This window comes from Gluconobacter frateurii (genome assembly GCF_002723955.1).
Taxonomy (GTDB): Bacteria; Pseudomonadota; Alphaproteobacteria; order Acetobacterales; family Acetobacteraceae; genus Gluconobacter; species Gluconobacter frateurii.
Map to the genome: position 1 here is coordinate 672,234 of NZ_BEWN01000002.1, position 21,891 is coordinate 694,124.

Annotated in this window: 23 protein-coding genes, 1 tRNA gene and 1 other RNA gene; 12 read left to right on the forward strand and 13 right to left on the reverse strand. The window is 57.9% G+C overall.

Going from position 1 to position 21,891, the window contains the following annotated elements:
* Positions 1-14: 14 nt before the first annotated feature.
* On the reverse strand, positions 15-1,583 hold the full coding sequence (locus tag GFR01_RS08490; RefSeq protein WP_099182064.1) for a carbohydrate porin: 1,569 nt from the start codon (positions 1,581-1,583) through the stop codon (positions 15-17).
* Positions 1,584-1,884: 301 nt separating this feature from the next.
* Here GFR01_RS08490 and GFR01_RS08495 point away from each other — a divergent pair, with 301 nt between their 5' ends.
* On the forward strand, positions 1,885-2,532 hold the full coding sequence (locus tag GFR01_RS08495) for a POTRA domain-containing protein (RefSeq protein WP_099182065.1): 648 nt from the start codon (positions 1,885-1,887) through the stop codon (positions 2,530-2,532).
* A 9-nt stretch (positions 2,533-2,541) separates the two neighbouring features.
* Here GFR01_RS08495 and GFR01_RS08500 read toward each other — a convergent pair whose 3' ends face one another.
* Genes GFR01_RS08500 through GFR01_RS08510 form a run of 3 tightly spaced genes read right to left on the reverse strand, consistent with a single transcriptional unit; the run spans position 2,542 to position 5,140 of the window.
* On the reverse strand, positions 2,542-3,150 hold the full coding sequence (locus GFR01_RS08500) for a DUF1643 domain-containing protein (protein WP_063903365.1): 609 nt from the start codon (positions 3,148-3,150) through the stop codon (positions 2,542-2,544).
* A gap of 30 nt (positions 3,151-3,180) precedes the next feature.
* The gene (locus GFR01_RS08505; protein ID WP_099182066.1) at positions 3,181-3,726 is read right to left on the reverse strand and encodes a peroxiredoxin; all 546 of its coding nucleotides are present in this window, start codon (positions 3,724-3,726) and stop codon (positions 3,181-3,183) included.
* Between the two features lie 28 nt (positions 3,727-3,754).
* Entirely contained in the window at positions 3,755-5,140 is a 1,386-nt protein-coding gene (locus GFR01_RS08510) for a transglycosylase SLT domain-containing protein (protein WP_174694684.1), read from the reverse strand.
* Between the two features lie 212 nt (positions 5,141-5,352).
* Here GFR01_RS08510 and GFR01_RS08515 point away from each other — a divergent pair, with 212 nt between their 5' ends.
* The 3 genes from GFR01_RS08515 (at position 5,353) to GFR01_RS08525 (ending at position 7,311) form a co-directional block, all read left to right on the forward strand.
* Positions 5,353-6,234 carry an ABC transporter permease gene (locus tag GFR01_RS08515; protein WP_099182067.1) on the forward strand — a complete coding sequence of 294 codons (882 nt, stop codon included), beginning with the start codon at positions 5,353-5,355 and terminating at the stop codon, positions 6,232-6,234.
* Between the two features lie 2 nt (positions 6,235-6,236).
* Positions 6,237-7,019, forward strand: coding sequence for an ABC transporter ATP-binding protein (locus tag GFR01_RS08520; protein ID WP_099182068.1), 783 nt, complete (start codon positions 6,237-6,239; stop codon positions 7,017-7,019).
* Between the two features lie 73 nt (positions 7,020-7,092).
* Complete coding sequence (locus GFR01_RS08525) at positions 7,093-7,311, forward strand: hypothetical protein (protein ID WP_007283870.1); 219 nt, start codon at positions 7,093-7,095, stop codon at positions 7,309-7,311.
* A 31-nt stretch (positions 7,312-7,342) separates the two neighbouring features.
* On the opposite strand, the gene GFR01_RS08530 is transcribed toward GFR01_RS08525, so the two are convergent.
* The 3 genes from GFR01_RS08530 to ssrA form a co-directional block, all read right to left on the reverse strand.
* Complete coding sequence (locus tag GFR01_RS08530; protein WP_099182069.1) at positions 7,343-7,735, reverse strand: VOC family protein; 393 nt, start codon at positions 7,733-7,735, stop codon at positions 7,343-7,345.
* Between the two features lie 63 nt (positions 7,736-7,798).
* On the reverse strand, positions 7,799-8,371 hold the full coding sequence (locus GFR01_RS08535) for an SspB family protein (RefSeq protein ID WP_063903370.1): 573 nt from the start codon (positions 8,369-8,371) through the stop codon (positions 7,799-7,801).
* A gap of 91 nt (positions 8,372-8,462) precedes the next feature.
* Positions 8,463-8,787: a transfer-messenger RNA gene (ssrA, locus tag GFR01_RS08540) on the reverse strand.
* Positions 8,788-8,870: 83 nt separating this feature from the next.
* Here ssrA and thyX point away from each other — a divergent pair.
* Both thyX and GFR01_RS08550 read left to right on the forward strand, forming a co-directional pair.
* Positions 8,871-9,782: an FAD-dependent thymidylate synthase gene (gene thyX / locus GFR01_RS08545; RefSeq protein ID WP_099182070.1), complete on the forward strand. Its 912-nt coding sequence runs from the start codon at positions 8,871-8,873 to the stop codon at positions 9,780-9,782.
* Between the two features lie 16 nt (positions 9,783-9,798).
* Positions 9,799-10,035, forward strand: coding sequence for a hypothetical protein (locus GFR01_RS08550; RefSeq protein WP_099182071.1), 237 nt, complete (start codon positions 9,799-9,801; stop codon positions 10,033-10,035).
* A 228-nt stretch (positions 10,036-10,263) separates the two neighbouring features.
* Here GFR01_RS08550 and GFR01_RS08555 read toward each other — a convergent pair.
* Positions 10,264-10,338 (reverse strand) — tRNA-Thr (locus GFR01_RS08555).
* A 224-nt stretch (positions 10,339-10,562) separates the two neighbouring features.
* A complete protein-coding gene (locus tag GFR01_RS08560; protein WP_174694685.1) occupies positions 10,563-11,753 on the reverse strand; it encodes an Mrp/NBP35 family ATP-binding protein in 1,191 nt (396 codons plus the stop codon).
* Between the two features lie 126 nt (positions 11,754-11,879).
* Here GFR01_RS08560 and GFR01_RS08565 point away from each other — a divergent pair, with 126 nt between their 5' ends.
* The 3 genes from GFR01_RS08565 to GFR01_RS08575 all read left to right on the forward strand — a co-directional run bounded on the left by GFR01_RS08565 (position 11,880) and on the right by GFR01_RS08575 (position 16,092).
* Positions 11,880-13,415, forward strand: coding sequence for a Do family serine endopeptidase (locus GFR01_RS08565; RefSeq protein WP_099182072.1), 1,536 nt, complete (start codon positions 11,880-11,882; stop codon positions 13,413-13,415).
* A 27-nt stretch (positions 13,416-13,442) separates the two neighbouring features.
* Positions 13,443-14,510, forward strand: coding sequence for an FUSC family protein (locus GFR01_RS08570; protein ID WP_099182073.1), 1,068 nt, complete (start codon positions 13,443-13,445; stop codon positions 14,508-14,510).
* 124 nt (positions 14,511-14,634) lie between these two features.
* The gene (locus GFR01_RS08575; protein ID WP_099182074.1) at positions 14,635-16,092 is read left to right on the forward strand and encodes a mannitol dehydrogenase family protein; all 1,458 of its coding nucleotides are present in this window, start codon (positions 14,635-14,637) and stop codon (positions 16,090-16,092) included.
* An 86-nt stretch (positions 16,093-16,178) separates the two neighbouring features.
* On the opposite strand, the gene GFR01_RS08580 is transcribed toward GFR01_RS08575, so the two are convergent.
* Positions 16,179-17,060, reverse strand: a complete 882-nt coding sequence (locus GFR01_RS08580; RefSeq protein ID WP_099182075.1) for a LysR family transcriptional regulator — start codon at positions 17,058-17,060, stop codon at positions 16,179-16,181.
* Positions 17,061-17,169: 109 nt separating this feature from the next.
* On the opposite strand from GFR01_RS08580, the gene GFR01_RS08585 reads away from it, so the two are divergent.
* Positions 17,170-18,231 (forward strand): YeiH family protein, encoded by a 1,062-nt coding sequence (locus GFR01_RS08585; protein ID WP_099182076.1) that lies wholly within the window; start codon positions 17,170-17,172, stop codon positions 18,229-18,231.
* Positions 18,232-18,247: 16 nt separating this feature from the next.
* Here GFR01_RS08585 and GFR01_RS08590 read toward each other — a convergent pair whose 3' ends face one another.
* A complete protein-coding gene (locus GFR01_RS08590; protein ID WP_099182077.1) occupies positions 18,248-19,078 on the reverse strand; it encodes a TerB family tellurite resistance protein in 831 nt (276 codons plus the stop codon).
* A gap of 104 nt (positions 19,079-19,182) precedes the next feature.
* On the opposite strand from GFR01_RS08590, the gene GFR01_RS08595 reads away from it, so the two are divergent.
* A complete protein-coding gene (locus GFR01_RS08595) occupies positions 19,183-19,551 on the forward strand; it encodes a hypothetical protein (RefSeq protein ID WP_099182078.1) in 369 nt (122 codons plus the stop codon).
* A 7-nt stretch (positions 19,552-19,558) separates the two neighbouring features.
* Here GFR01_RS08595 and GFR01_RS08600 read toward each other — a convergent pair whose 3' ends face one another.
* Both GFR01_RS08600 and queG read right to left on the reverse strand, forming a co-directional pair.
* Complete coding sequence (locus GFR01_RS08600; RefSeq protein ID WP_099182079.1) at positions 19,559-19,783, reverse strand: ribbon-helix-helix domain-containing protein; 225 nt, start codon at positions 19,781-19,783, stop codon at positions 19,559-19,561.
* The gene (gene queG, locus GFR01_RS08605) at positions 19,780-20,844 is read right to left on the reverse strand and encodes a tRNA epoxyqueuosine(34) reductase QueG (protein WP_099182080.1); all 1,065 of its coding nucleotides are present in this window, start codon (positions 20,842-20,844) and stop codon (positions 19,780-19,782) included. The genes GFR01_RS08600 and queG overlap by 4 nt, the downstream gene beginning before the upstream one ends.
* Before the next feature lie 110 nt (positions 20,845-20,954).
* Here queG and GFR01_RS08610 point away from each other — a divergent pair, with 110 nt between their 5' ends.
* Complete coding sequence (locus tag GFR01_RS08610) at positions 20,955-21,863, forward strand: PhzF family phenazine biosynthesis protein (protein ID WP_099182081.1); 909 nt, start codon at positions 20,955-20,957, stop codon at positions 21,861-21,863.
* Positions 21,864-21,891: the final 28 nt, after the last annotated feature.

Sequence of the window (21,891 nt, forward strand, 5' to 3'; positions counted from 1 at the left end):
CAGTGTGGGTCGCCTCAGAGCACGACTGTGAACTGAACTCCCAAGACCGCAGCGTCATGGAATGTTGTGGTCGCACTAGGCCGCTGGATGTACTGGAAGTCCGGCTGGATCGCCATCGCGCGGGCAACATGCGCACTGTAGAACAGTTCGTACACGTTCTCATGGCTCTGCGGGCCATAAACTGCGCCCCACTGGGTGTCCTGATAAGGAAGATTGAGTTCCTTGGAGGATTCCTGCTGGAGAGCGGCCGTGGTGCTCATGTCGAAATGCTGCCACATGGCACCAATCGTATCGAGCGGACGTCCCCAGGCCTTGCCCGTATCGATCATGCCGACCCAGGTATGATCGCGCATGGAGACAGTCTTGCCATCACTGTACATGGCGCCGGCCATGAGGATCAGACCGTTGGTGTCGCCCGGACCATTGCGCATGAGCATCTGATCCATAATGAGCCATGCGCTGTTTCGGCCGGCTTCATAGCGGCGGGGCAGGCCCGTCTGCTGCCAGGAATTGCCATGAATATCTTCGTACAGGTTGGGATAGCGAGAATTGTCGTACGAGTAACCAAGTTCGTAATGGCCTACGAGACGGTTCTTCCCGAAATGCGGAACCCAGCCAATTTCAACCGGCGTTGAAAACTTGCCGAGCCCGGACTGCGCCCAGGACCAGCCGGAGATACCGCCGTTATATGCGTGAGGACTGACCGCAAACAGGCCACCCATGATGTAGGTATTGACGGTTGGCATAACGCGAACGATGGCCGCCAGATTACCGGAGGGCCAGTCACGGTTGCCTTCCGTATATTTGTTCGGCGCCGGATTACCGCAGACAGCCACGTTCATGAAGTCACAGAACAGAGGCGAGGCCGCAAAGAAGGAACCAACTGGAATCCAACCTGCACTGATGTCGATGCGGTTATGGTAAAACGACGTTTCGCCATACATCGAGACCAGATGCGCAACGACGTTACCACGAGCGCCATAGATTTCCTGAACGGGGGCAATGGAATCCCCGAACATGCGCGATACGTTCTGACCGTGGCCGTTCACGATCAAGGTATGAGTCCAGAAATTCGGAATGCCTGCCAGTTTGTCCCAGTCAACGTCCAGTTCAACGCCAACCTGGCCGGTATCCGAATAGGCGTGCTGTTTGCCACCAGTCACGTTGCCAGCAAATTCTTCGTTGATGGATGCCAGAAGGTGGATGCCGTGATCGACCAGCCAGGGTTGGATACCGCCCCAGTCACCGAAGAAGTGCTGTGAACCCATGGGAGCTGCGAAGAACGAACCTGGATCTGCAATCTCGTCAGACGCGCTTGCGCTGCGAACACCCCGCATATTCTTCTGCATGAGCGGAACGCGGAGCCCTGTATCCATGGGGTGAGATGTCATCTCGGATTTGCTGTTCCCGGCGGACGGCTCCGCGGATGGACCTGCCGTAGGCGTCGATCCGGAGGGAGATGCGGCCTGTCCCCAGGCGTATCCGGGCAGGAATGCCAGTGTCGTGGCGGACAAAACGCCGAGCAAAGCCGAACGAAAATATCCGGAACGAGGAACGCGAGCAGGAATAGGCAGCACGACCATGAGGCAGCAGGTCTCTCTTCTGTCTGATGATGGTGGAGAGGAAAACACGTTTTCTTCAAGGACGTTCCCGTGATGGGACGAAGAAAATGAATTCCAATTTAGGGAGTGAGAAACGGTGTGTCGCAGACGGGCCGCCCAGGTGTCAATGCGGTGATAAGGATTTAAGTGGGTTTAGAGAGAAAGTCTCGGAATTGTGACGTTGTGTGGATGGGGACTGCCCTAGTCTGAATAATTGGCAACCTCACCTCCTCTTTGGCGTAAAGGTAGGTCTCTTATTTTTTTTCAAGGCACAGGAGGCAGCATGATGTTTTCTCATTCCATGCTGAAGCAGGCGGCTTCGGGGCTTGGCCTGGGAGCGATCTTACTGGTGGGGTCGGCGCTTGCCGATCCAGCAACACCACCCGCTCCTCCCCCTGTTCCCGCCATGGATGCTCCCCTCCAACTTGGAACGATTGCCGTTGAGGGCAACAAGAGTGTTCCTTCGGAGGAGATTTTAAAGACGTTCGGCTATCGCTCCGGCCAGACTGTAAGCCGGGCGCAGTTGTCTGATGCACAGAAGCGGGTGGCTGACCTGTATCAGTCGCGAGGTGTAGGCGCAGATCTTGGGGAGCAGATGCACATTTCCGCTGACAGGGTGGATGTAAAGCTGGTCCTCCGGGAGGAGGTTCCCCCTACTCGTGAGGCGCGGCAACTGATCGTGGACAAGGTGGCCTTTGACGGAAACACCAAGGTTCCAACTCCCGCCCTGGCTGCTGCAACGCATTTGCAGGAAGGTGCCTCTATTTCAGACCAGACGCTGGCGGCTGATGAAGCTGCCATCCAGAAGGTCTATGACGAAAAGAAGCTGGGCGCGGAAATCCAGCCTCAGGTCGTGTACCCTAACCACGACAACCATCTGGTTCTGGTCTGGCAGATCAAGGAACGTGGGCCTGAAGGAAGCTCATACTGATCCTGTCTTTCAGGACAGGGTTTCGGGATCGAGTGGCTGCGGCGTCAGGGCAGAGGGTAGGTACAGCGGGTGCTCTGGCCTGCCACTCTTGCTTAACCGGAGAGCCGTCACCGTAATGCCATGGTGGCCAAGCATACGGGCGACTTCGGTGCCTCTTGGGCGCAGGGCTTTGGCCTGTGGAGCGCCATACGCCAGAACGACAAGATCTGCCTTTTTGGCCATGGCCAGTAGGTGAGAGTCATTGTCTGGCCCGACCGGATCATCAACCTCAAGAAGGCGTTTCTGATCCGTGCAGCGATATGCAAAGCTGTTTCCAACAAAAATGCCGCCATATCCCCATGCCCGGGCATAACGCTGGCATTTGGCGACCGTACGATCGTCCCCCATTTCCGTTGCGACAGACGGGTTCATCATCAGCCACATGATCATGGGTTTGCTATCGTCCCATACCCGCTCAAGCGTGTAACGGTAGCAGTCACCCGGACCTGCATAGAGAGCTGTGCTGGATACATCGTCTGAAAGGCGAAGCGGTCGCGCATGGCCGACATGATGCTGGCCGAACAGATCGGAAGAACCAGCCTGCTCCTTTTCGGGAGCAGGACGGGGAGAGCGGGGCATAACAGGGAAATCCGGTCGTAGTGTAACGCGTTAGTGGCCGGCTTTAAGGGCCTTCACGGCAGCGAGCGTCCGTTCAACATGTTCGTCCGGAGACATGGATGCGTAAGACAGGACGATATGTCCGTCCGGCGCAATCACATAGGACGTACGGCTTGCCAGATGCTTCGCGGGCATTTTGGCCTTGTATGCGTTCGTCACCGTGCCGCTCGGGTCTGCGGCAACTGGAAAGGCGCTGCGGCATTCGCTGACGGAAAACTGCGTCAGCTTGTCGATCGGGTCCATGGAGATTCCGATAACGGTGGCCCCCATTTCCTTGAACTGCGGAATGGCTTCCGCAAAGTCATGGGCTTCGATCGTGCATCCCTTGGTGAAAGCGGCCGGGTAGAAATACAGGACGACAGGGCCTGACTTCAGGGCCTCGGCAAGATGATAGCTGAACTGATGTCCCCCCATGCTGGCCTGCGCCGTGAAATCAGGAGCGTGGGCGCCCGTTTCCAGTGCGGCATGGGCCGGGGAGGCAAGAGTGCCAATCGAAGCTAGGGCGCAAAAGGCGGAGATTGGCAGCAGAAAACGCATAGGATCAGTTCTGTTCCCTGAATGAATGTCAGAATGCGCCGGGCGGAACCACGACACAGGGCGAACCGTGCGGCAGACGGTGGCACGCTGCAAGTGCACTGTCATGTGTCAGGCCTGTCAAACGTGCGCGATAGAGATGACCCTTGCCCGTTTTGACGCTGGCAACCTGGGTCCGGGCCGAGGCGACAACAGCACCCGCATGGCTGTGGGCCTGAGACGCGGCCGTGCTGGCCTGACTGGCATTGGCAAACGCTCCGACCTGAATAGCCCAGGTGCGAGGCCCTGACGTATCCTGCTGAACGGGTGCAGCGCGGTGGATGACGGGGGCGGGGCCGGGTGACAGGCGATACTGCTGCTGGTTGGCGGCAGGCATGACGGCCATGATCGGCTGTGGCTTCAGGCGATGCCCGATGGGAATTTCCTGCGCTGTAACCTGACTGTCAGCCAGTTCGGTATCCATGTTGCTTGCAACGGATGGCCGGTACGCTGCCTCCTGAACTGCTGGAGCAGGGGAGGTAATACCGCGCGCGGCCCATGCTGCACTGACGCTGCTCGGTCCAGCAGAAGGTGTGGCCGCCGAAGCTACGGCGATGGGTGCAGCCGGTGTGTCAGGAGCCTCGGCCACTTCCTCGGGGGCAGCAGAAGCAGTGCCATTATCGGCCGCATCCTTGTGCGACCAGGCAGCACTGACCGCCTGACTGGTCGGAGACGCCGGGGCGCTGTTCTCTGCGATCTGGATCTGGGCATTTGGATCGTGCTGCGCCACCAGAAGATCCGCCGCCGAACGGTTGTGAGGCGTTATGCCAGCAATCCGTGGCCCGATGGAGGCAACATACCGGCGCGTTTCACGAGGCAGTGGACGGCCGCGGCGAAGATAGCTGTCCAGACTTCCCGGACCATCATTGTAGGCGGCCAGAAATCCGGGAGAACCGTAGATATCATACATCTGCCGGAGATAGGCCGTTCCGGCGAGGATATTGTCGTGCGGATCGAAGGGGTCATCCCCGAGGCCGTACTGCTGGCGCATGTCGTCATAAGTGGGCGGCATCAGCTGAAGCAGACCCATCGCGCCCGGGGTCGATGTAATGAAATTGCCGTTGTGGTCAAAAAGATGGCCACCGGACTCCTGCTGCATCACGGCCCTGATCCACTGGCCCGGTATATCGAAGCGTGCGGACGCTTCTTCGATATAGGGCCCCCACGGATCATCTGGCGGGCCGGGAGGTGCGTAGTAGGACTTGGCGTGCGCCCGGTATTTCGCGGCTTCCTGCGTAACCGGCAGACGGGAAGTCGAACTCATGTCAGGGGTGTTTGCGCAGGCCGCGAGCAGGCCGATCAGACCAAGTGCCAGACCAGAACGGAGAGTGGTCAGGAAACGTGGAGTAGTCTGGGGCGGCACGGCGGAGCTGGGCATCGGGGCAGGGTACCTGACAAGGGAAGAACTGTCGCAACCCGCAAAGCATACACAGGGATTACGGCAAAACTAGGAAAAATGACGAAAACCGGATGTTTTCCGGGAACCATCTCTCCCAAGGACGCTATCTGCCCGATACATGGGGAAACCACTTAGCGCCATCAAGGGCCTACCTGCTTGCGGGATGAGGGGGTATCGGCTAGGCGGACCATATGAGCGCATTGTCTCCGGCCCCGACCGAACCTCACGCTGACAGCCTGTCAAAGCCTGCTTCCGGCCTGATAAGGTTTGATCAGCGACGTGGCAGCCCCGCCGCTCGTGCCTGGAATGATTTCCGGGAAACACGCCAGCTCTGGCGGCTCGGCGTCATGCTGGGATGGCTGGATATCAAGCTGCGCTATCGCGGGTCTGCGCTGGGCCCCTTCTGGCTGACCATCACGTCAGTTCTCATGGTGGCCTCGATGGGCGTTCTGTATGGGCGGCTGTTCCATCAGGATCTCAAGGTTTATCTGCCGTTTCTGGCACTGTCCCTCACGCTTTGGCAGACCGGGCTGGCAAGTCTCATCCAGGAATCCTGCACGAGCTTTCTGGATGCGGACAGCATGATCCGGTCCAGCCGTTTGCCGCTACTGCTCCAGGCCGTTCGTGTCGTTGTTCGCAATGCCATCGTGTTCGGGCACAACATCATCGTGCCGATTGGCGTGTTCGCCATCTACCATGTCTGGCCGGGTGCCTCGGCATTGCTTGCCGTTCCATCGCTGTTTCTCTGGGGAATCGACGGTTTCGCTGCGTCCATGCTGCTCGGTGCGCTGTGTGCAAGGTTCAGGGATATTCCGCCGATCGTCGGCGCGCTTATGCAGATCGTATTTTACGTCACCCCAGTGATCTGGCAGCCCGAACAGCTCGCGGGCAAGGCCAGGTTTCTGCTCTACAATCCGTTCTATGCCTTGCTGGAAATCGTACGCGCTCCCCTGCTAGGGCATGTTCCATCAGCGGGTGTGTGGGGTGTGGCACTTGGAACGAGTGCCGTATTCTGTGCGCTGGCAGTCTGGGTTTTCGTGCGAGTTCGGGCGCGGCTGGTGTTCTGGATCTGAGCATGACCCATATCCGCCTTGAAAATCTGTCCCTGTCGTTTCCTGTTCTGCACGGCGCTTCACGGTCCTTGAAAAAGACGCTTCTGGCCCGTGCGAAAGCGACGGTTACGAAGCCCGCCAGTGTGGGCGGCCGTATGCGCCTTGGCGCAGCCACTTCTGATGCGGTGCTCGTTCAGGCGCTTTCCGGCCTGACGTTTCAAATCGCAGGTGGTGAGCGTGTGGGGTTGATCGGTCATAACGGAGCAGGGAAATCCACGTTGCTCCGCGTCCTGGCCGGGATCTACGAAACAACGGATGGGTTGCTGGATATTGACGGTGACAGTCATGCCCTGATTGATCCGCAGTCCGGTATGAACCCTGAACTGACCGGCCGTGAAAACCTTCATCTGTTTGCCTGCAGGATGGGCGTGGCAAAAGAACAGATCCCGGCTCTTGAAGCGGATGTTGAGGCCTTTGCTGAACTGGGGCCGTTTTTCGATCTGCCCGTCCGGCTCTATTCGTCTGGAATGGGAATCCGGCTGGGTTTTGCACTGGCGACAGTTCCCCGGCCACGTATCCTGCTGATGGACGAATGGTTTATGGCCGGAGATCAGCGTTTCCAGGACAAGGCGAGGAACCGGATGGAAGGCATGGTGGACGCGGCAGAAATTCTCGTCGTCACTTCGCATTCCCTTCCTGTTCTACGGAAATGGTGCACTCGTATCCTGTGGCTGGAAGGGGGGCGGGTTCGTATGGATGGGCCGACCCAGACTGTTCTGGATGCCTATGAGGCGTCCCTGGCCTGATCTGTACGATTTGGTCTGACCCGAAGGGTGCGGTAGGGTCGCGCGAGTTTACCCCCCATCATGGAGACAGACCATGTCCTATGCCGCAATTGATGCAGCCCGCGTTGCCAAGGCCGCCAAGTCTGCCTTGCAGACCCTGTCCACGGTCAAGGAACAGTCCGAAGCGCACCAGCGCAAGACGATCATGATCGAGCGTATTGAAGCCCTCGCCACGGCTGCTGCCGAGACGAAAGACTGCAATCAGATTACATTGACGTCTGAAGAATTCTGGCTGATTTCCAAGAACTGGTAAAAGCCATTCAGGCAGGGGGAAGCCCTGCCTGTTACCGCTGGTAGGATGCGATTTCTACCAGATTGCCATCAGGGTCCCGGCAATAAACGGACGTAATGGGGCCAAGGGCTCCCAGACGCGCTACAGGGCCTTCCGTCACCACGACCCCACATTTTTCCAGGTGCCGGATGACGTCTTCGCTGGCAATGGCCGAGGTGAAGCACAGATCAGAGGTGCCTGGCTGCGCGCCTTCAGCCGTTTCCCATCCCTTGGAATTTTCCGGACGAAGATTGATCTTCTGCCCCCCGAAGCAGAGGGCAACGCGATTGTTCCGTCCGTACTCCTCGATATCCATACCAAGAACCCGCTGATACCAGGACGCCGAGATGCTCCTGTCGCGGACGGTCAGAACGATGTGATCGAGACGATCGACGGTAAAGCGCATGATGATCCCTTACGAGAACGGCGTCAGGTGCCTCGGAGCAAGCCTTCCGGGGCTGGAGGTTTTTCAGGTCGGTGGGCGCTTGCGGAAGGCCGCCAGGCTGACGACTTCGGCTTCCTTCTTCTCATCCTCTGCCGGTGGTTCTTCGATTTTGACCTCCGGGTGATGAGCGGGATCAACATCATCTGGCTCGACGGCGCCTTCCGGGATCTCGATGTCCTCATCATCCTGCATGGAACTGACGAAGCGCAGGGCCATACGGATATGCGGATCGGCAAAGGCCGTGATCGCGGAGACGGGGATGACCAGAATACTGCCAACGCCGCCGAAGGACAGGCCGACGGAAATGATGTTCTTGTCGCGGTCCAGCGCCAGATCCCAGAACTGGTGCTGGAGAACGATGGTCATTTCTTCCGGGTATTGCGCACGCAGTCGAGCCGGAATGATGACGTCCGGGCGGTTGGTGCGGAATGTCAGATAGAAATGGTGGGCACCGGGCAGGCCTTCTGCCGCGACATGCTCAATGGCGCGCAGCATGACTTCACGGTAGGCGTCTTCCACCCAGTCGTCATAGGGAAGAAGGCTTTCCGGCAGTTCGTGTTCGAAGCCGTCCTGGCCGTTGTGATCGTCGTCGCTCATGGTCGCAAGCCTGATGTTTCAGTCAATCATCTCAGGGATGCGACAGACCGGCCTGAATGGCAAGACGTTTTGCAGAAAAGGAAATTTGAGGTGGGAGGGCTTCTGTTGCCCGGTGCCCTCCCGAACCGCGCTTATCGCTTATGCAGCGACAGCGAGCACCTCAGAGTTATCATTGGCACTTGTAAGTTTAGCCCGATGACGGTGGTACAATGCCGGGCAAAAGATAAGTCTTTACCATGCGCGTCGAGCCTGTTTCGTCCCCACAGATCCCTTTTGCGAGGGATTTTTCCTGGTGGAGACGCCGGGCACTGCCCCCGGGTCCACAACACTTATTTCACTTACCGTTTATCGCCATAGCCGGGGACGAACCCCTTGCACTGCTGAACATAGGAGCGCTGTGGCCGTCCTGCAAGGGGAAAAGACGAAGCGTAAAATTGATGCCTGTTGGAATCGCGCGCGCGGTGGCGAGAGTGGTGTCGTCATGCTAGAGCCGCGGCCTATGGCACTGACATCCGAACAGCGCGCTGAGATCGAAGCTCAGCGCAACGAGCCCCAGCTGACCTCCCGCCCGACCGTTCCGGCGATGGAGAAACTCCTTTTCACGCCTATCGAAGTGCTGGACCATGGGTTCCTGCGCGTCGTCGATTACATGGGCGATGATGGGGCCGTCGTTCAGGCCGCCCGCGTCTCCTATGGTCGCGGCACGAAGAAGGTTTCCGAGGATGCGGGGCTGATCCGCTACCTGATGCGCCATCGTCATTCCACGCCGTTTGAAATGTGCGAGATCAAGTTTCATGTGAAGCTGCCGGTTTTTGTGGCGCGTCAGTGGATCCGTCATCGCATGGCGAGCGTGAACGAGTATTCTGCGCGCTATTCCATTCTGGATCGGGAATTTTATCTTCCTGCGCTGGATCAGGTTGCGTCCCAGAGTGCGTCCAACCGGCAGGGTCGTAGCGAAGCGCTTGATCCGGAAACAGCCGAGCGCGTTCTGGACATCCTGCGTCGCGACGCCAGCCAGTGCTACGACGATTACGAGAGCCTGCTGAATCCGGAAGAGACGGGCCTTGCCCGTGAACTGGCGCGGATGAACCTGACGCTCAACACCTATACGCAGTGGTACTGGAAGATTGATCTGCATAATCTGATGCACTTCCTGGCCCTGCGCGCTGACCCGCATGCGCAGTACGAAATCCGCGTTTATGCGGAAAAGATGATTGAGCTGCTGCATGCCTGGGTTCCGGCGACGGCCGCGGCTTTTGAAGAATATCGTCGCGGGGCATTCACGTTCTCGGCCGGTATGCTGAAGGTGCTGCGTCGTCGTTTGGCCGGAGAGGCTGTGACGCAGGAAACATCTGGCCTGACGAAGCGTGAGTGGATCGAGATGAACGCCATCATCGAATCCGAAGCCTAAGGCGGTTCGGACCCACGTGAGCGATCTTGATAAAATCCTGCACGACCCTGCACCTGTGCCGGAGGAGTCTGCTGCTGGACTCGATCAGCGGCCACCCCGGATGTGGCCCTGGGCGATTCTGGCAGGATTGCTCATGCTTGCATCAGTTTTGATTCATGTGTTCTGGCCTGTTCCGGCGCATAAGCACATGGCTTTATGCAAACACGGCCTCACAGAACATTGCTATAAAACGGACCCCACAGCAGAAAACTGAATGTCTGGTTTCCAGCTTTCTGGCCCAGTGGATGACCTGTTTTTCTAGAATCGCTGTTTCTGAACAGATTCCACGGAGAACGAATGTAGAATCCCGTCGGACTCACATTTCAGGAACCTTAATCAACAAACTTATCCACAGGGTTCTGCCCCGAAAAGGTGGATAAAAAAGCGCGCGCAGTTCTCTGAGGAGAATCGCGTCAAGGTCTTGATTTTCTGGGAAAAATCGTGGTGCCGGGTGAGGGATTTGAACCCCCGGCCTTCGGTTTACAAAACCGCTGCACTACCACTGTGCTAACCCGGCATCCACAGCCCGGCTTTTTCCATGCCGGGACCCCTTTGGTCAAGCGTCAGAGTGTCGATTCCTGTAATTTTCTCACTTTGACGGTGTCATGAGGCTGGGTGGTGGGGGCAAATGGGATGAGTTGTTTGTGAATCCATAGCCGTCAGACGAGAGCCCGTGATGCACGACAGGGGGGCGGGCGCAGGCTGACAGAATCAGCGCTGTTCCCAGAAGCAGAATTCGGGTCATGAGGAAGCCTTTTCGTCTGATGCAACAAGTGCTGCGGCAATGTTCGAAGCGAGAGCCGTATAGGCACGGGCCGCTTCGCTATCGGGAGCGGAGAGGATGATCGGGGTCCCATCATCTCCGCTGGCGCGGATATCTGCCAGGAGCGGAATTTCTCCAAGGAAAGGAACGCCAAGGCGTTTCGCTTCCTCCTGTGCGCCACCATGACCGAAGAGTTCGGTCCGATGGTTGCAGTTCGGGCAACAGAAATAGGACATGTTTTCGACCACGCCGAGAATGGGTGTTTCCATCCGTTCGAACATGGAGACGCCGCGTCGGGCATCCAGCAGGGCAATATCCTGCGGTGTGGAGACAATGACAGCGCCCCCTTTGGCCATCTTGGCTCCGAGCTTCTGGGCAAGGGTCAGTTGAGCGTCCCCCGTCCCCGGCGGCATGTCGATCACAAGAACATCCAGCTCACCCCAGTCCACCTCTCCGAGGAACTGCGTCAGGGCACCCATGACCATGGGGCCGCGCCAGATCATGGCCTGGTGCTCATCCACCAGATATCCAATGGACATGCTCTTCAACCCCCAGGCCTCGATGGGGATGATACGCCCGTCCACCACTTCCGGACGCGCATTTTTGCCCAGCATACGCGGAAGAGATGGGCCATAAATGTCGGCATCTAGCAGGCCTGTACGAACACCCTGCTTTGCCAGACCAGCAGCAAGGTTCACGGCTGTGGTGGATTTGCCCACACCGCCTTTTCCGGATGCGACAGCAACAACGGCTTTCACACCGGGCAGCAACGTTTCAGGTGCATGACGGCTCGACGCATTGCGGCTCTTGCCCCCCAGATTGAAGGGGCGATGGCCGCCACCAGCGGGAGCGGTGGGGGCATTGGCGGGCGGAGGCGTCGTGGCGCGGTGGGCTGTGAGGGAGATTGTCGCGCCTGTCAGTCCGGGAATCCGGGCGATTTCGGCTTCAACATGCGGTCTTATGGGTTCCATGCGGGAGACGTTGTCCCGCGAAGTGGCCAGAGACACATGCGCGTGCCCGTCCCGCACCGAAACGCCTTCCAGAGACGCGAAGGCCAGAACATTTGAACCCAGTCCTGCCTGTTCGCTACCAAGAATTTCGGAAATGCGTTTCTCGGCACTGACAGACGGCGTGTCGGATGGGTCAGTCGGGGGGATTTGGTCGGTCATGCCAAGACTCTTTTCTGGAAAACGGCCTGTCTGGGAAAGCTGACAAGCCTAGCACACGCATCTCCTGATCGCATCCTGAACTGCAGGATAGTGACGAAGGATGGTCTTCTGCGTTAGCGTGTCACCATGAGCAGATTGACCGCCCGCCTTGCCCTTTCCTGCGCCGTTTCTCTGGCGCTGTCCGCCCCGTTAGCGCAGGCACAGACCACGTCACAGCCCTCTCCGGCCCCCGTTCCGGCTCCGCGTTCGGTTCCATCGAGCTTTGCGGATCTGGCTAACCGGCTCCTTCCGTCGGTTGTGAATGTCTCGACATCCGCCGTGCTCAAGCCGGGAAAGGATGAGGATAAGGGGCCAGACTCCAGCAGCCCGGACGGGCCGCAGGTGCCACAGTTTCCGCCGGGTTCCCCGCTGGAAAAGTTCTTCCATGACTACATGACGCACAAGCCGGCCCCGAACCGGCCGCCCCGCCGGATGCAGGCGCTGGGATCGGGTTTCATCCTCGACCCGGCTGGCATCATTGTGACGAACAATCACGTCATTGAAGGCGCAGACCAGGTTTCCGTGACGCTCCAGGACGGGACAGAGCTTCCGGCTCGGATCGTCGGGCGTGACAGTCAGGTTGATCTGGCTGTACTGGAAGTAAAGCCCAAACACCCGCTGCCTGCGGTTCCGCTGGGGCATAGCGATGCGGCACGGATTGGTGACTGGGTTGTGGCCATCGGTAACCCGTTTGGCCTGAACGGCACCGTGACGGCAGGTATCATTTCCTCCCGTGGACGGAATGTCGAACACGGCCTGTATGATGACTACATCCAGACAGATGCTGCCATTAATCGTGGCAATTCTGGCGGTCCGCTGTTCAATCTTTCCGGCGAAGTCATCGGTATTAACACGTTGATTTATGGCGGCGCTGGTGGAGATTCCATTGGTATTGGTTTCGCCATTCCCGCTGACGATGCACGCGGCATCATCGACCAGTTGCGGAAGACCGGGCATGTCTCTCGCGGCTGGATGGGGCTGAAATTCCAGAACGTATCTTACGAAATTGCCGAAGATCTTGATTTTCACAAGGCAGATGGCACCATTGGCAAAGGCGCGCTGGTTTCTGAAGTTGGGCCGAAAAGCCCGGCTTCACAGGCGGGCCTGCAGGTCGGTGACATCATCACCCGTGTGGGTGATCAGGATGTGACGGGGCAGACCATGCCCCGCATCATTGCGTCTATCCTGCCTGGCAGGAAGACTGAGCTGACAGTGTGGCACAAGGGAAGTACCAGGACGCTGCCTATCACGCTGGCACAGTCTCCCAACGCGCCGGATATGCCGCCGTCTGACACGCATCAGCCGACGCATACCAAGGCAGCCTTTGGCGAACTGGGTCTAACGGTTCGGTCCATTGATGCTGAAATGCGCACGCAATATGCCCTGACGGATGACCAGCGAGGCGTTCTGGTGGATCGGGTGGAGCCATCCAGCCCGGCAACATCACGCGGCATTGCGGTTGGGAATGTGATTACGCAGGTTGGTCAGGATCAGATCGACACGCCGGATGCCTTTGCCAAGGCCATTCATCAGGCGCAGGAGCAGAAGAAGACAGAGGTGCTGCTTCTGGTTCAGGATGATGATGGTCTGCGTTGGGTTCCTGTGCCTTTTCTCGGGAACTGATCGCGGGAACGGGCGCTGGAACGTCCCATGACGATTTTGAATGGCCTGATGCGGAAGTGGCTGCTTGTTCCGCCAAGGGGAACGAGCTGGCATGAGGTCATGCGGCCCGCGACGCGCCAGACCATCCGGGTGCTGGTTTCTATCGCCGCTGCGTGGCTGGTCGGGTTTGCGCTGCATTTGCAGGAAACCATCTGGGCTCTGGTGACGGCGCTGATCGTTACGCAGTCCAGCATTACCCAGACCATGGCCACCGCTCGCGACCAGATTACCGGAACGCTGCTGGGTGCGGTGGCGGGAACAGTGGCGGTTCTGCTGGAACTCTGGACAGGCCAGCAATGGCTGTCCTTCTGGATCGTTCTGACGCCTCTCGCTTTTCTGGCTGCGGTGCAGACGAACCTTCGGTTTGCCTGCATCACGCTCATGATCGTGTATTTGTTTCCCAGTCAGGGCAGTCCGTTTCTGCCTATGGTAACGCGTCTGACAGCCATTCTGATTGGTGTCATGGTTTCGCTGGTCGTGTCTTTTGTCGTCCTGCACAGCAGCGCCCGGAAGCAGGCTTTTCATACTTCGGGTCGCCTTCTGAGGCGCCTTGATGGATTGCTGGATGGCGCGCTGGATCAGGAAACAAGCTGGCGGGAAATCGAGAAGCGAAACGAAGCCTGTGTCTCTCTGCTGATCGAACTGGAAGGGGCGGTGGAAGAGGCGCGACGCGAGCGTTTCAGCGATCTGGAGAAGCGTGATCCGGTGTTGGCTGCGCTCCCTAGGTTGATGCGGAGGCTTCTGAACGATACAATGCTGGTGGCTCGTGCAATCGCAACGGGCCGCGCAGCAGGCAATACGGGTCTTGTTCCGCTCTATAAAAGTCTCAGCCATGCACTTCGTGCGCTGGCTCACAGCTGTGAACAACGTCTCGTTCGGCAGCAGAACCGTCATCCGCATCAGCCGGAAGACAAAGACATCCTTGATCTTCTTCCACGTCTGGAAGAGCAGACGCGCCCCGAGATGCGTTTTGTCATGTCCTTGTTCAAGGAAGATCTGCAACGCGCCGTAGGTGTCATCATGCGTGATGATGCCGGTGCTGCCAAAGGTCTCTGAGCGGCTTCTGTCCGCATTGTGACGAAACCCTGTCGTAGTTTCCTGCGTTTTTTCGCAGACCTTGCGGCATTTGCCCGGAAAGCCGGTCCCCGTCAGTGGCCGGTCGTCAGGAACGGAGAATTCCATGATCACGCACGAAACCCTCAAGTCTCTTCCCGCCGGTGTGCAGGCTCCGCCCTATGACATCAACGGGATCAAACCGGGGATCGTGCATTTCGGCGTGGGGAACTTTTTCCGGGCGCACGAGGCCTTCTACGTAGAGCAGATCCTCAAGGATGATCCGAACTGGGGAATCATCGGTGTTGGTCTGACTGGTAGCGATCGGTCGAAAAAGAAGGCTGAGGAATTCAAAAAGCAGGATTGCCTGTTTTCCCTGACCGAGACCGCTCCATCCGGCAAGAGCACGGTCCGCGTCATGGGCGCTCTGCGTGACTATCTCCTGGCGCCGGCTGATCCGGACGCTGTCCTGAAACATCTCGCTGACCCGACAATCCGTATCGTGTCCATGACGATCACGGAAGGTGGCTACAATATCAACGAGACGTCAGGTGAGTTCGATCTTGAGAACACAGCTGTCCAGCAGGATCTGAAGACGCCGGAAACGCCGTCCACGATTTTTGGATATGTCGTGGAAGGACTGCGCCGCCGTCGTGATGCAGGGGGCAAGGCCTTCACGATCATGTCCTGCGATAACCTGCGCCATAACGGCAATGTTGCCCGCAAAGCATTCCTTGGATATGCGAAGGCCCGGGACCCGGAACTGGCCAGGTGGATTGAAGACAACGCGACGTTCCCGAATGGCATGGTCGATCGCATCACGCCGACCGTTTCTGCTGACATTGCAAAGAAGCTGAACGAGGCCAGCGGGCTGAACGACGATCTGCCGCTCGTGGCGGAAGATTTTCATCAGTGGGTGCTGGAAGACAATTTCGCCGACGGTCGTCCCGCGCTGGAAAAGGCCGGCGTGCAGTTCGTTGACGATGTGACGGACTACGAGCATGTGAAAATCCGCATGCTTAACGCTGGGCATATCATGCTCTGTTTCCCGGCTGTTCTGGTAGGATATGAAAACGTTGATCAGGCGGTGAGCGACGCGGACCTGCGCCGTAACCTGGAAAACTTCCTGAACAAGGACGTCATTCCGACTCTGAAGGCTCCTCCGGGCATGACGCTGGAAGGCTACCGGGACAGCGTGATCAGCCGTTTCTCAAATCCTGCAATGGCAGATCAGACGTTGCGTATTTCCGGGGACGGCAGCTCGAAGATTCAGGTCTTCTGGACAGAAACGGTTCGCAAGGCTCTTGAAGGCAAGCGTGATCTGTCCCGCATTGCTTTTGGCATGGCATCCTATCTGGAAATGCTGCGCGGTAAGGACGAAAAGGGCGACACTTACGAGCCGTTCGAGCCGACTTTCGGTGACAGCCAGAAGGCTCTGGCCAAGGCCGATGATTTTGAGAGTGCGCTTAAACTGCCAGCCTTCGATGCCTGGAGCGATCTGGATACATCAGAGCTGAACAGCCAGGTCGTGGCGCTTCGCAAGATTATCCGCGAGAAGGGCGTTAAGGCTGCTCTTCCCGTCTGACGGGACGCTTTTTAAGCTGATGAAAGCCGCCTCTTCGGGAGAAGGGCGGCTTTTTTGTTGGAAGAACAGGTCTTTCAGACTGTTGCCTATGGTTTCTTCTGTGTCTCCAGAATTTGCAGGAACGCGTCTGCTGCCTTGCTGCGGTAACGTTCTTTATGTCGCAGTCCGAAGAAAATGCGCGGCCCCAGATCGACGGGCGCTGCGTAGAGCGTTCTGGCAGCAAGTGAAGGGGCAACGACAAGAGAAGACAGGGCAGCCACGCCTGCACCTGCCTCCACTGCCGTCCGGACGCTTTCATTTGACGGAAGGGCGAGAACTTCTTTTAAGGTGTCAGGATTAACGCCTCTCGCTCGGAGAGCATGATTTAGCGAGGACCGCGTCCCGGACCCGCTTTCGCGCATGATCCATTCGGCAGTCTGTAACCACTCGGAATCGATCGTCGTACCCTGGAACGGTATGGACCCCACGAGTTGGAGGCGGTCTTCCCCGATGGGCCAGTGAGCTAGTGCAGGATCGTCCACATATCCCTCGACGATGCCCAGATCTGAATATCCATCCCGGACATGTCCTGCTGCCTGCTGGGTGTTCCCGATTTCCAGAACAACGCCGATATGGGGAAATGCCTGACGAAAGGCGACGAGTGCCGAAGGCAGCCAGTAAGCCGCAATTGTCTGGCTCGCGACAACGCGAAGGCTGCCACGTCTGAGGCCGCTCAGATCGTCGAGTATGGCTTCTGCCGAGGCTGCGCTGGTCAATACATTGCGGGCTTCCACGAGGAAGATCTTTCCTGCGTCTGTCAGGGAAATCCCGCGTCCGACGCGGTGAAAGAGCTTGATGCCATGGCGCTCTTCAAGAGCTGAAATAGCGGCGGAAGCCGTGGACTGTGTGACATTCAGGGCTTTGGCGGCAGCGGTGACATGTTCGCGCTCTGCTACTTCGATGAAGATACGTAACTGTTCGAGAGTCATGACGTCATCCGGCTTGAACCAATCGAAATTTACGAACGGAATAACATAATCAATTTGTTTTATTGATAATTTTTAAGTGCGTATTTCGGAGGGCAGGAGAAATTCAAAGATGCCCCAGCCTTCCAATCGCAATATCGTTCATCTCGCACATCGCGTCTGGAGAGGTCTGTCGCTATGTCTGCTCGTGACAGCGCTGGCCTATCTTCTGGAAGCAGGTGAAAGGGTGCTGTTCGGGAAAGCCTGGCTGGAAGCACTCGTGCTGGCCATCCTTCTGGGGATGTTTATCCGGACTTTCCGTGCTCCAGGTGAAGCATTCCAGCCCGGCATTGATTTCAGTGGGCGCTTCCTTCTGGAAATTTCCGTTGTTCTGTTGGGGGCCACCGTCAGTGCCGCAAGTCTTTTGGCGGTAGGACCGGGGCTGGTTGCAGGGATTCTGCTGCTCGTCGGTGTCAGCCTGATATCGAGTTTCGGGATCGGGCGCCTGTTGGGGCTGCCGTTCCGGATGGCGCTTCTGGTTGCCTGCGGCAATTCAATTTGCGGTAATTCGGCTATTGCCGCCGTCGCCCCGATCATTCGCGCTGACGGAGAGGATGTTGCTGCCTCTATTGCCTTTACGGCTGTTTTAGGCGTGTTCGTTGTGCTTGGGCTGCCGTTTCTGGGGCTTGTTTCCGGCATGAGCGGCAGCACGTTTGGCGCTTTTGCCGGGCTTACAGTTTACGCTGTGCCGCAGGTCGTCGCGGCAACTGCGCCTCTGGGGTTACTTGCGGTGCAGACAGGAACGGTTGTGAAGCTTGTTCGGGTTCTGATGCTTGGACCTGTATGCTTTGGGCTGTCCCTGCTGGCGCCCCTGTTTCCCGGTCAGGACATGAACGTTTCGAATGCCGGGCGAGCACCCTCAGGCATTTTCCGGTTCGTGCCGTGGTTTATTCTTGGATTTCTCGGCATGGTCTGCTGCCGTTCTTTCGGCCTTCTTCCGCCTTTTTTGATCGAACCGATTGGGCAGGCAGCGACCGTTCTGACCGTTATTTCGATGGGCGCTCTGGGCCTGGGCGTGAATATGCGCAGCGTAGCAAAAGCGGGACCACGCGTGATGTGCACAGTGGTTCTGTCGCTGCTTACGCTGGGTGGCATCAGCTACACCTTACTGGCCGTCCTGCATTTCCAAGGATGAGATGGCCAAAGCCGGATCAGAGCTGCCGATCGCGCTTGATCCGGTCCCAGGCTGCATTGATGCGGGCCACACGTTCCTGAGCCCGTTTGCGCTCCAGATCACTCATTGGTTTTTGGGCAATGACATCCGGATGATATTCACGGATCAACATGCGCCAGCGTACGCGGACCTCCTTGTCCGAAGCCGTGCGGGCAATGCCGAGAACGCGATAGGCGTCTGGCTCGCCAGTGCTTGCTGCACGCGAGCCGCCACTCTCTGCACGGTCCCAGGCACCGGGAGGAAGTCCAAAGGCGCGATGAACGCGCTGAAGGAAATCTACTTCCTTCGGGTGCAGTTCGCGTGAGGAGCCTGCATCCGCTCGGGCAATGCGGAAGAGGGCCGTCATCAGGTTTTCCAGCGGCGCTTTGTCGTCTCCGTAGGCGTTGCCCATTTCACGAGCATACATCTCAAAGTCGTCCGTCCGCTCGCGGGCACGATCGAACAGCATCCCAACTTCCTTGACGTTGTCAGGCGGGAACTGGAAGCAGGTTTTGAAAGCGTTGATCTCGGAGCGGTTAACCGGCCCGTCGATCTTGGCGAGTTTCGCACACAGCGCTACGAGACCAATGGCGTATAGCTGGTCTTTCTTCCCCATGGCGGCAGCGATTTTTGCCGCACCGAAAAACGCTGCGTTGTTAGGGTCCGGACGTCCGCGCGCTGGAAAGCGCTCGCTCCAGCCGCCTGTGGACGGGTTAAGCAGGGAGCCACTGTCAGCGGCATGCCCGAGAGCAGCCCCCATCAGTGCCCCGAACGGGCCGCCGACTGCGAAGCCAGCAACACCACCGAACATTTTGCCCCAGATAGCCATATCAACAATCTAGCATGGTCCCGGAAAGCGGCAAATGACAGATCGGACATATAAGTTGTGGAGAAAAAACTGGATCTCCACTGCTGGCTGGGTGTTGAAGACGCATGACAAAAGAGACCGATTCAATCATGTCCGACCAGAACAAGAATTTGCCTGTGAGCCAGCCACAAGCTGTCAACGATTATGAGGCGCAAATGCAGGCGCTGATCCGCAAACTGCCGGAGTGGATGCAGAAAACCCTGAGCTGGCTGCGTAAGCCAGAACGGAAATGGGTGCGTATTCCCGCAGGAATCCTGTTCATGCTCGGGGGGTGTATGGCATTTCTGCCTGTTCTGGGTGTCTGGATGGTTCCGGTCGGCATCTTGCTGTTGTCCGAGGATATTCCGTTTTTCCGTCGCCTCATGGAAAAAGCCCTGAACTGGATACAGAGAAAGCATCCTGACTGGATGGATTTACCCTCCAGCGCAAAATGATCTTCGGTCAGGTCTCTTCGGGCCGGGTGGCTGTCGTCAGTGCGGCGACTCTTAGTGCAGAGGCTAAAGGTCTGTCAGGGGTTCGTTTCGCATCAATGGATGCCACAAGCGCAGAAAAATTCAGTTTCTGACGCTCCGCCATCTGGTCCAGAACTGCCCAGAATTCCGGTTCAAGCGCGACGGATGTTCGGTGTCCGGAAAGCGACAGGCTGCGTTTGACGAGGTCACTCATGTCAGGCGCTCCAAGGCCCAGCGGGCCGTTTCGGCAATATCCGGATCAGGATCGGATTGCAGAGCCTGTGCAGAAGGCATCAGGCTAGGATCGTTTGAATTGCCTATCGCAATCAGAACATTGCGGACGAACCTGTTGCGACCAATCCGCTTGACAGGCGAGCCTGAAAAAAGCGTGCGGAAAGCTGCATCATCCAGAGCCGCAAGGTCAGCCAGTCTGGGTTCAACCAGTTCAGGTCGGGCCTGAAGCTTGATGTGGCGGGACGCCTCGGCGAAGCGGTTCCAGGGGCAGGCGGCAATGCAATCGTCACAGCCATAGATGTGGTTACCCATCTTTTCCCGTAGGTCATGCGGGATCGGTCCTTTGTGTTCGATGGTCAGATAGGAAATGCAGCGCCGGGCATCCATGCGATAGGGACCAAGGAAGGCATCTGTGGGGCAGGCTGTCAGGCAACTCGTACAGGTGCCGCAACTTCCGCCCTTTGGCTCGGACGCGCTTAAATCCAGCGTCGTGTAGATTTCTCCCAGCAGAAGCCAGGAGCCATGGGTGCGGGAGACCAGACAGGTATGTTTGCCCTGCCAGCCCAGATGCGCCTTTTCCGCCAAAGCGCGTTCCGAAACCGGGGCTGTATCGACGAAGACCTTCACCTGCGTGGTCTCGTCGCCCAGCTTCACGACGAACTGGGCCAGATGCTTCAGCATCCCTTTGATGACGTCATGGTAGTCCCGATTACGGGCATAGACGGAAATATTGCCCCGATCCGGCTGACGTAGCGTTGCATCCGGGGCTTCTGCGGGCGCGTAACAGAGGGCTAGGGAAATGACGCTGCGGGCTTCGGGCCAGAGGGCCTGCGGGTGGCTGCGCTGTTCGATGCGCGTTTCCATCCATTCCATCGTTCCGTGATTGCCCTGGGCAACAAAAGCGCGCAGGCCGGCTTCCACATCCGGGCCAAGCTCCGCCGCGCAGAAGCCCACGGCATCAAATCCCAGATGCCGGGCATGGTCCTCGATCCGTTCCTCAAGGGAACGTCCGGGGCGGGAAAGGGACGGGCGTGATGTCATGCGCTCAGCAGATGGATGGAAAGCAGAATCAGCAGTTTACGCCATCTTTCCCCCAAGGAGCCAATCAGACATGATTGGGATGTCTTCATTCTCTGATGAGAGAACCGGTTATGCGTCGTTCCTATGTCACCCTGGATGTTTTCACGGACCAGCTTTTCGGGGGCAATCCTCTGGCTGTCGTGCTCGATGCGGCAGGGCTTTCCACCGAACAGATGCAGAAGATTGCCATTGAATTCGGCTATTCCGAGACAACCTTCGTGCTGCCTGCGGTAGAGGCGGATCATACGGCGCATGTCCGTATTTTCACGCCAGCCGGGGAGTTGCCCTTCGCCGGTCATCCCAATATCGGAACGGCTTTCGCCTTGGCGCGCCAGGCGGAAACGCAGGGGCAAGACCTGCCGGAAACGCTTTTGTTTGAAGAAAAGGCCGGTCTTGTTCCTGTCCGGCTGGAGTGTGAGAACGGACGTGTCGTTCGGGCGGAACTCATGGCGCCGGAAGCCATGACACGCCGGAGCCGGATGATCCCTGAAAATGCAGCTGCGTGTCTGGGGCTTGAGCCGGAAGATATTCGCACAGAGCATCATGCGCCGCAGGTTGTTTCGGTCGGGCTGCCGTTCCTGATTGTTGAGCTTGCGTCCCGTGATGCTTTGCGTCGCGCTCACGGAGAGCTTGCTGCGCATCGCAGGCTCCTTGCCTCCAACGGGATCAGCTCCGTTTATGCTTATACGCGCAATGCGGGGGAGAGCGCATTTGAAAAAGGCAGCGACATTCAGGGGCGCATGTTCTCGCCATTGGATGGCATTGCCGAAGATCCTGCCACGGGCAGTGCCACGGTTGCTGCCGTCGCGTTCCTGTCTGCACTGGAGAATGGAGCCGATCTGTCCCTGACCTTCACGCAGGGCGTGGATATGGGGCGCCCGAGCCTTCTGGAAGCCAGAACCGAAGCGGGGAAGGCTTATGTCGCTGGGTCCTGTGTCCCTGTCATGGATGGAATTTTCGCTCTGGAAAGCGCAGTTTAAGAACGGTCTGTTGCAGAGTTTATAACGC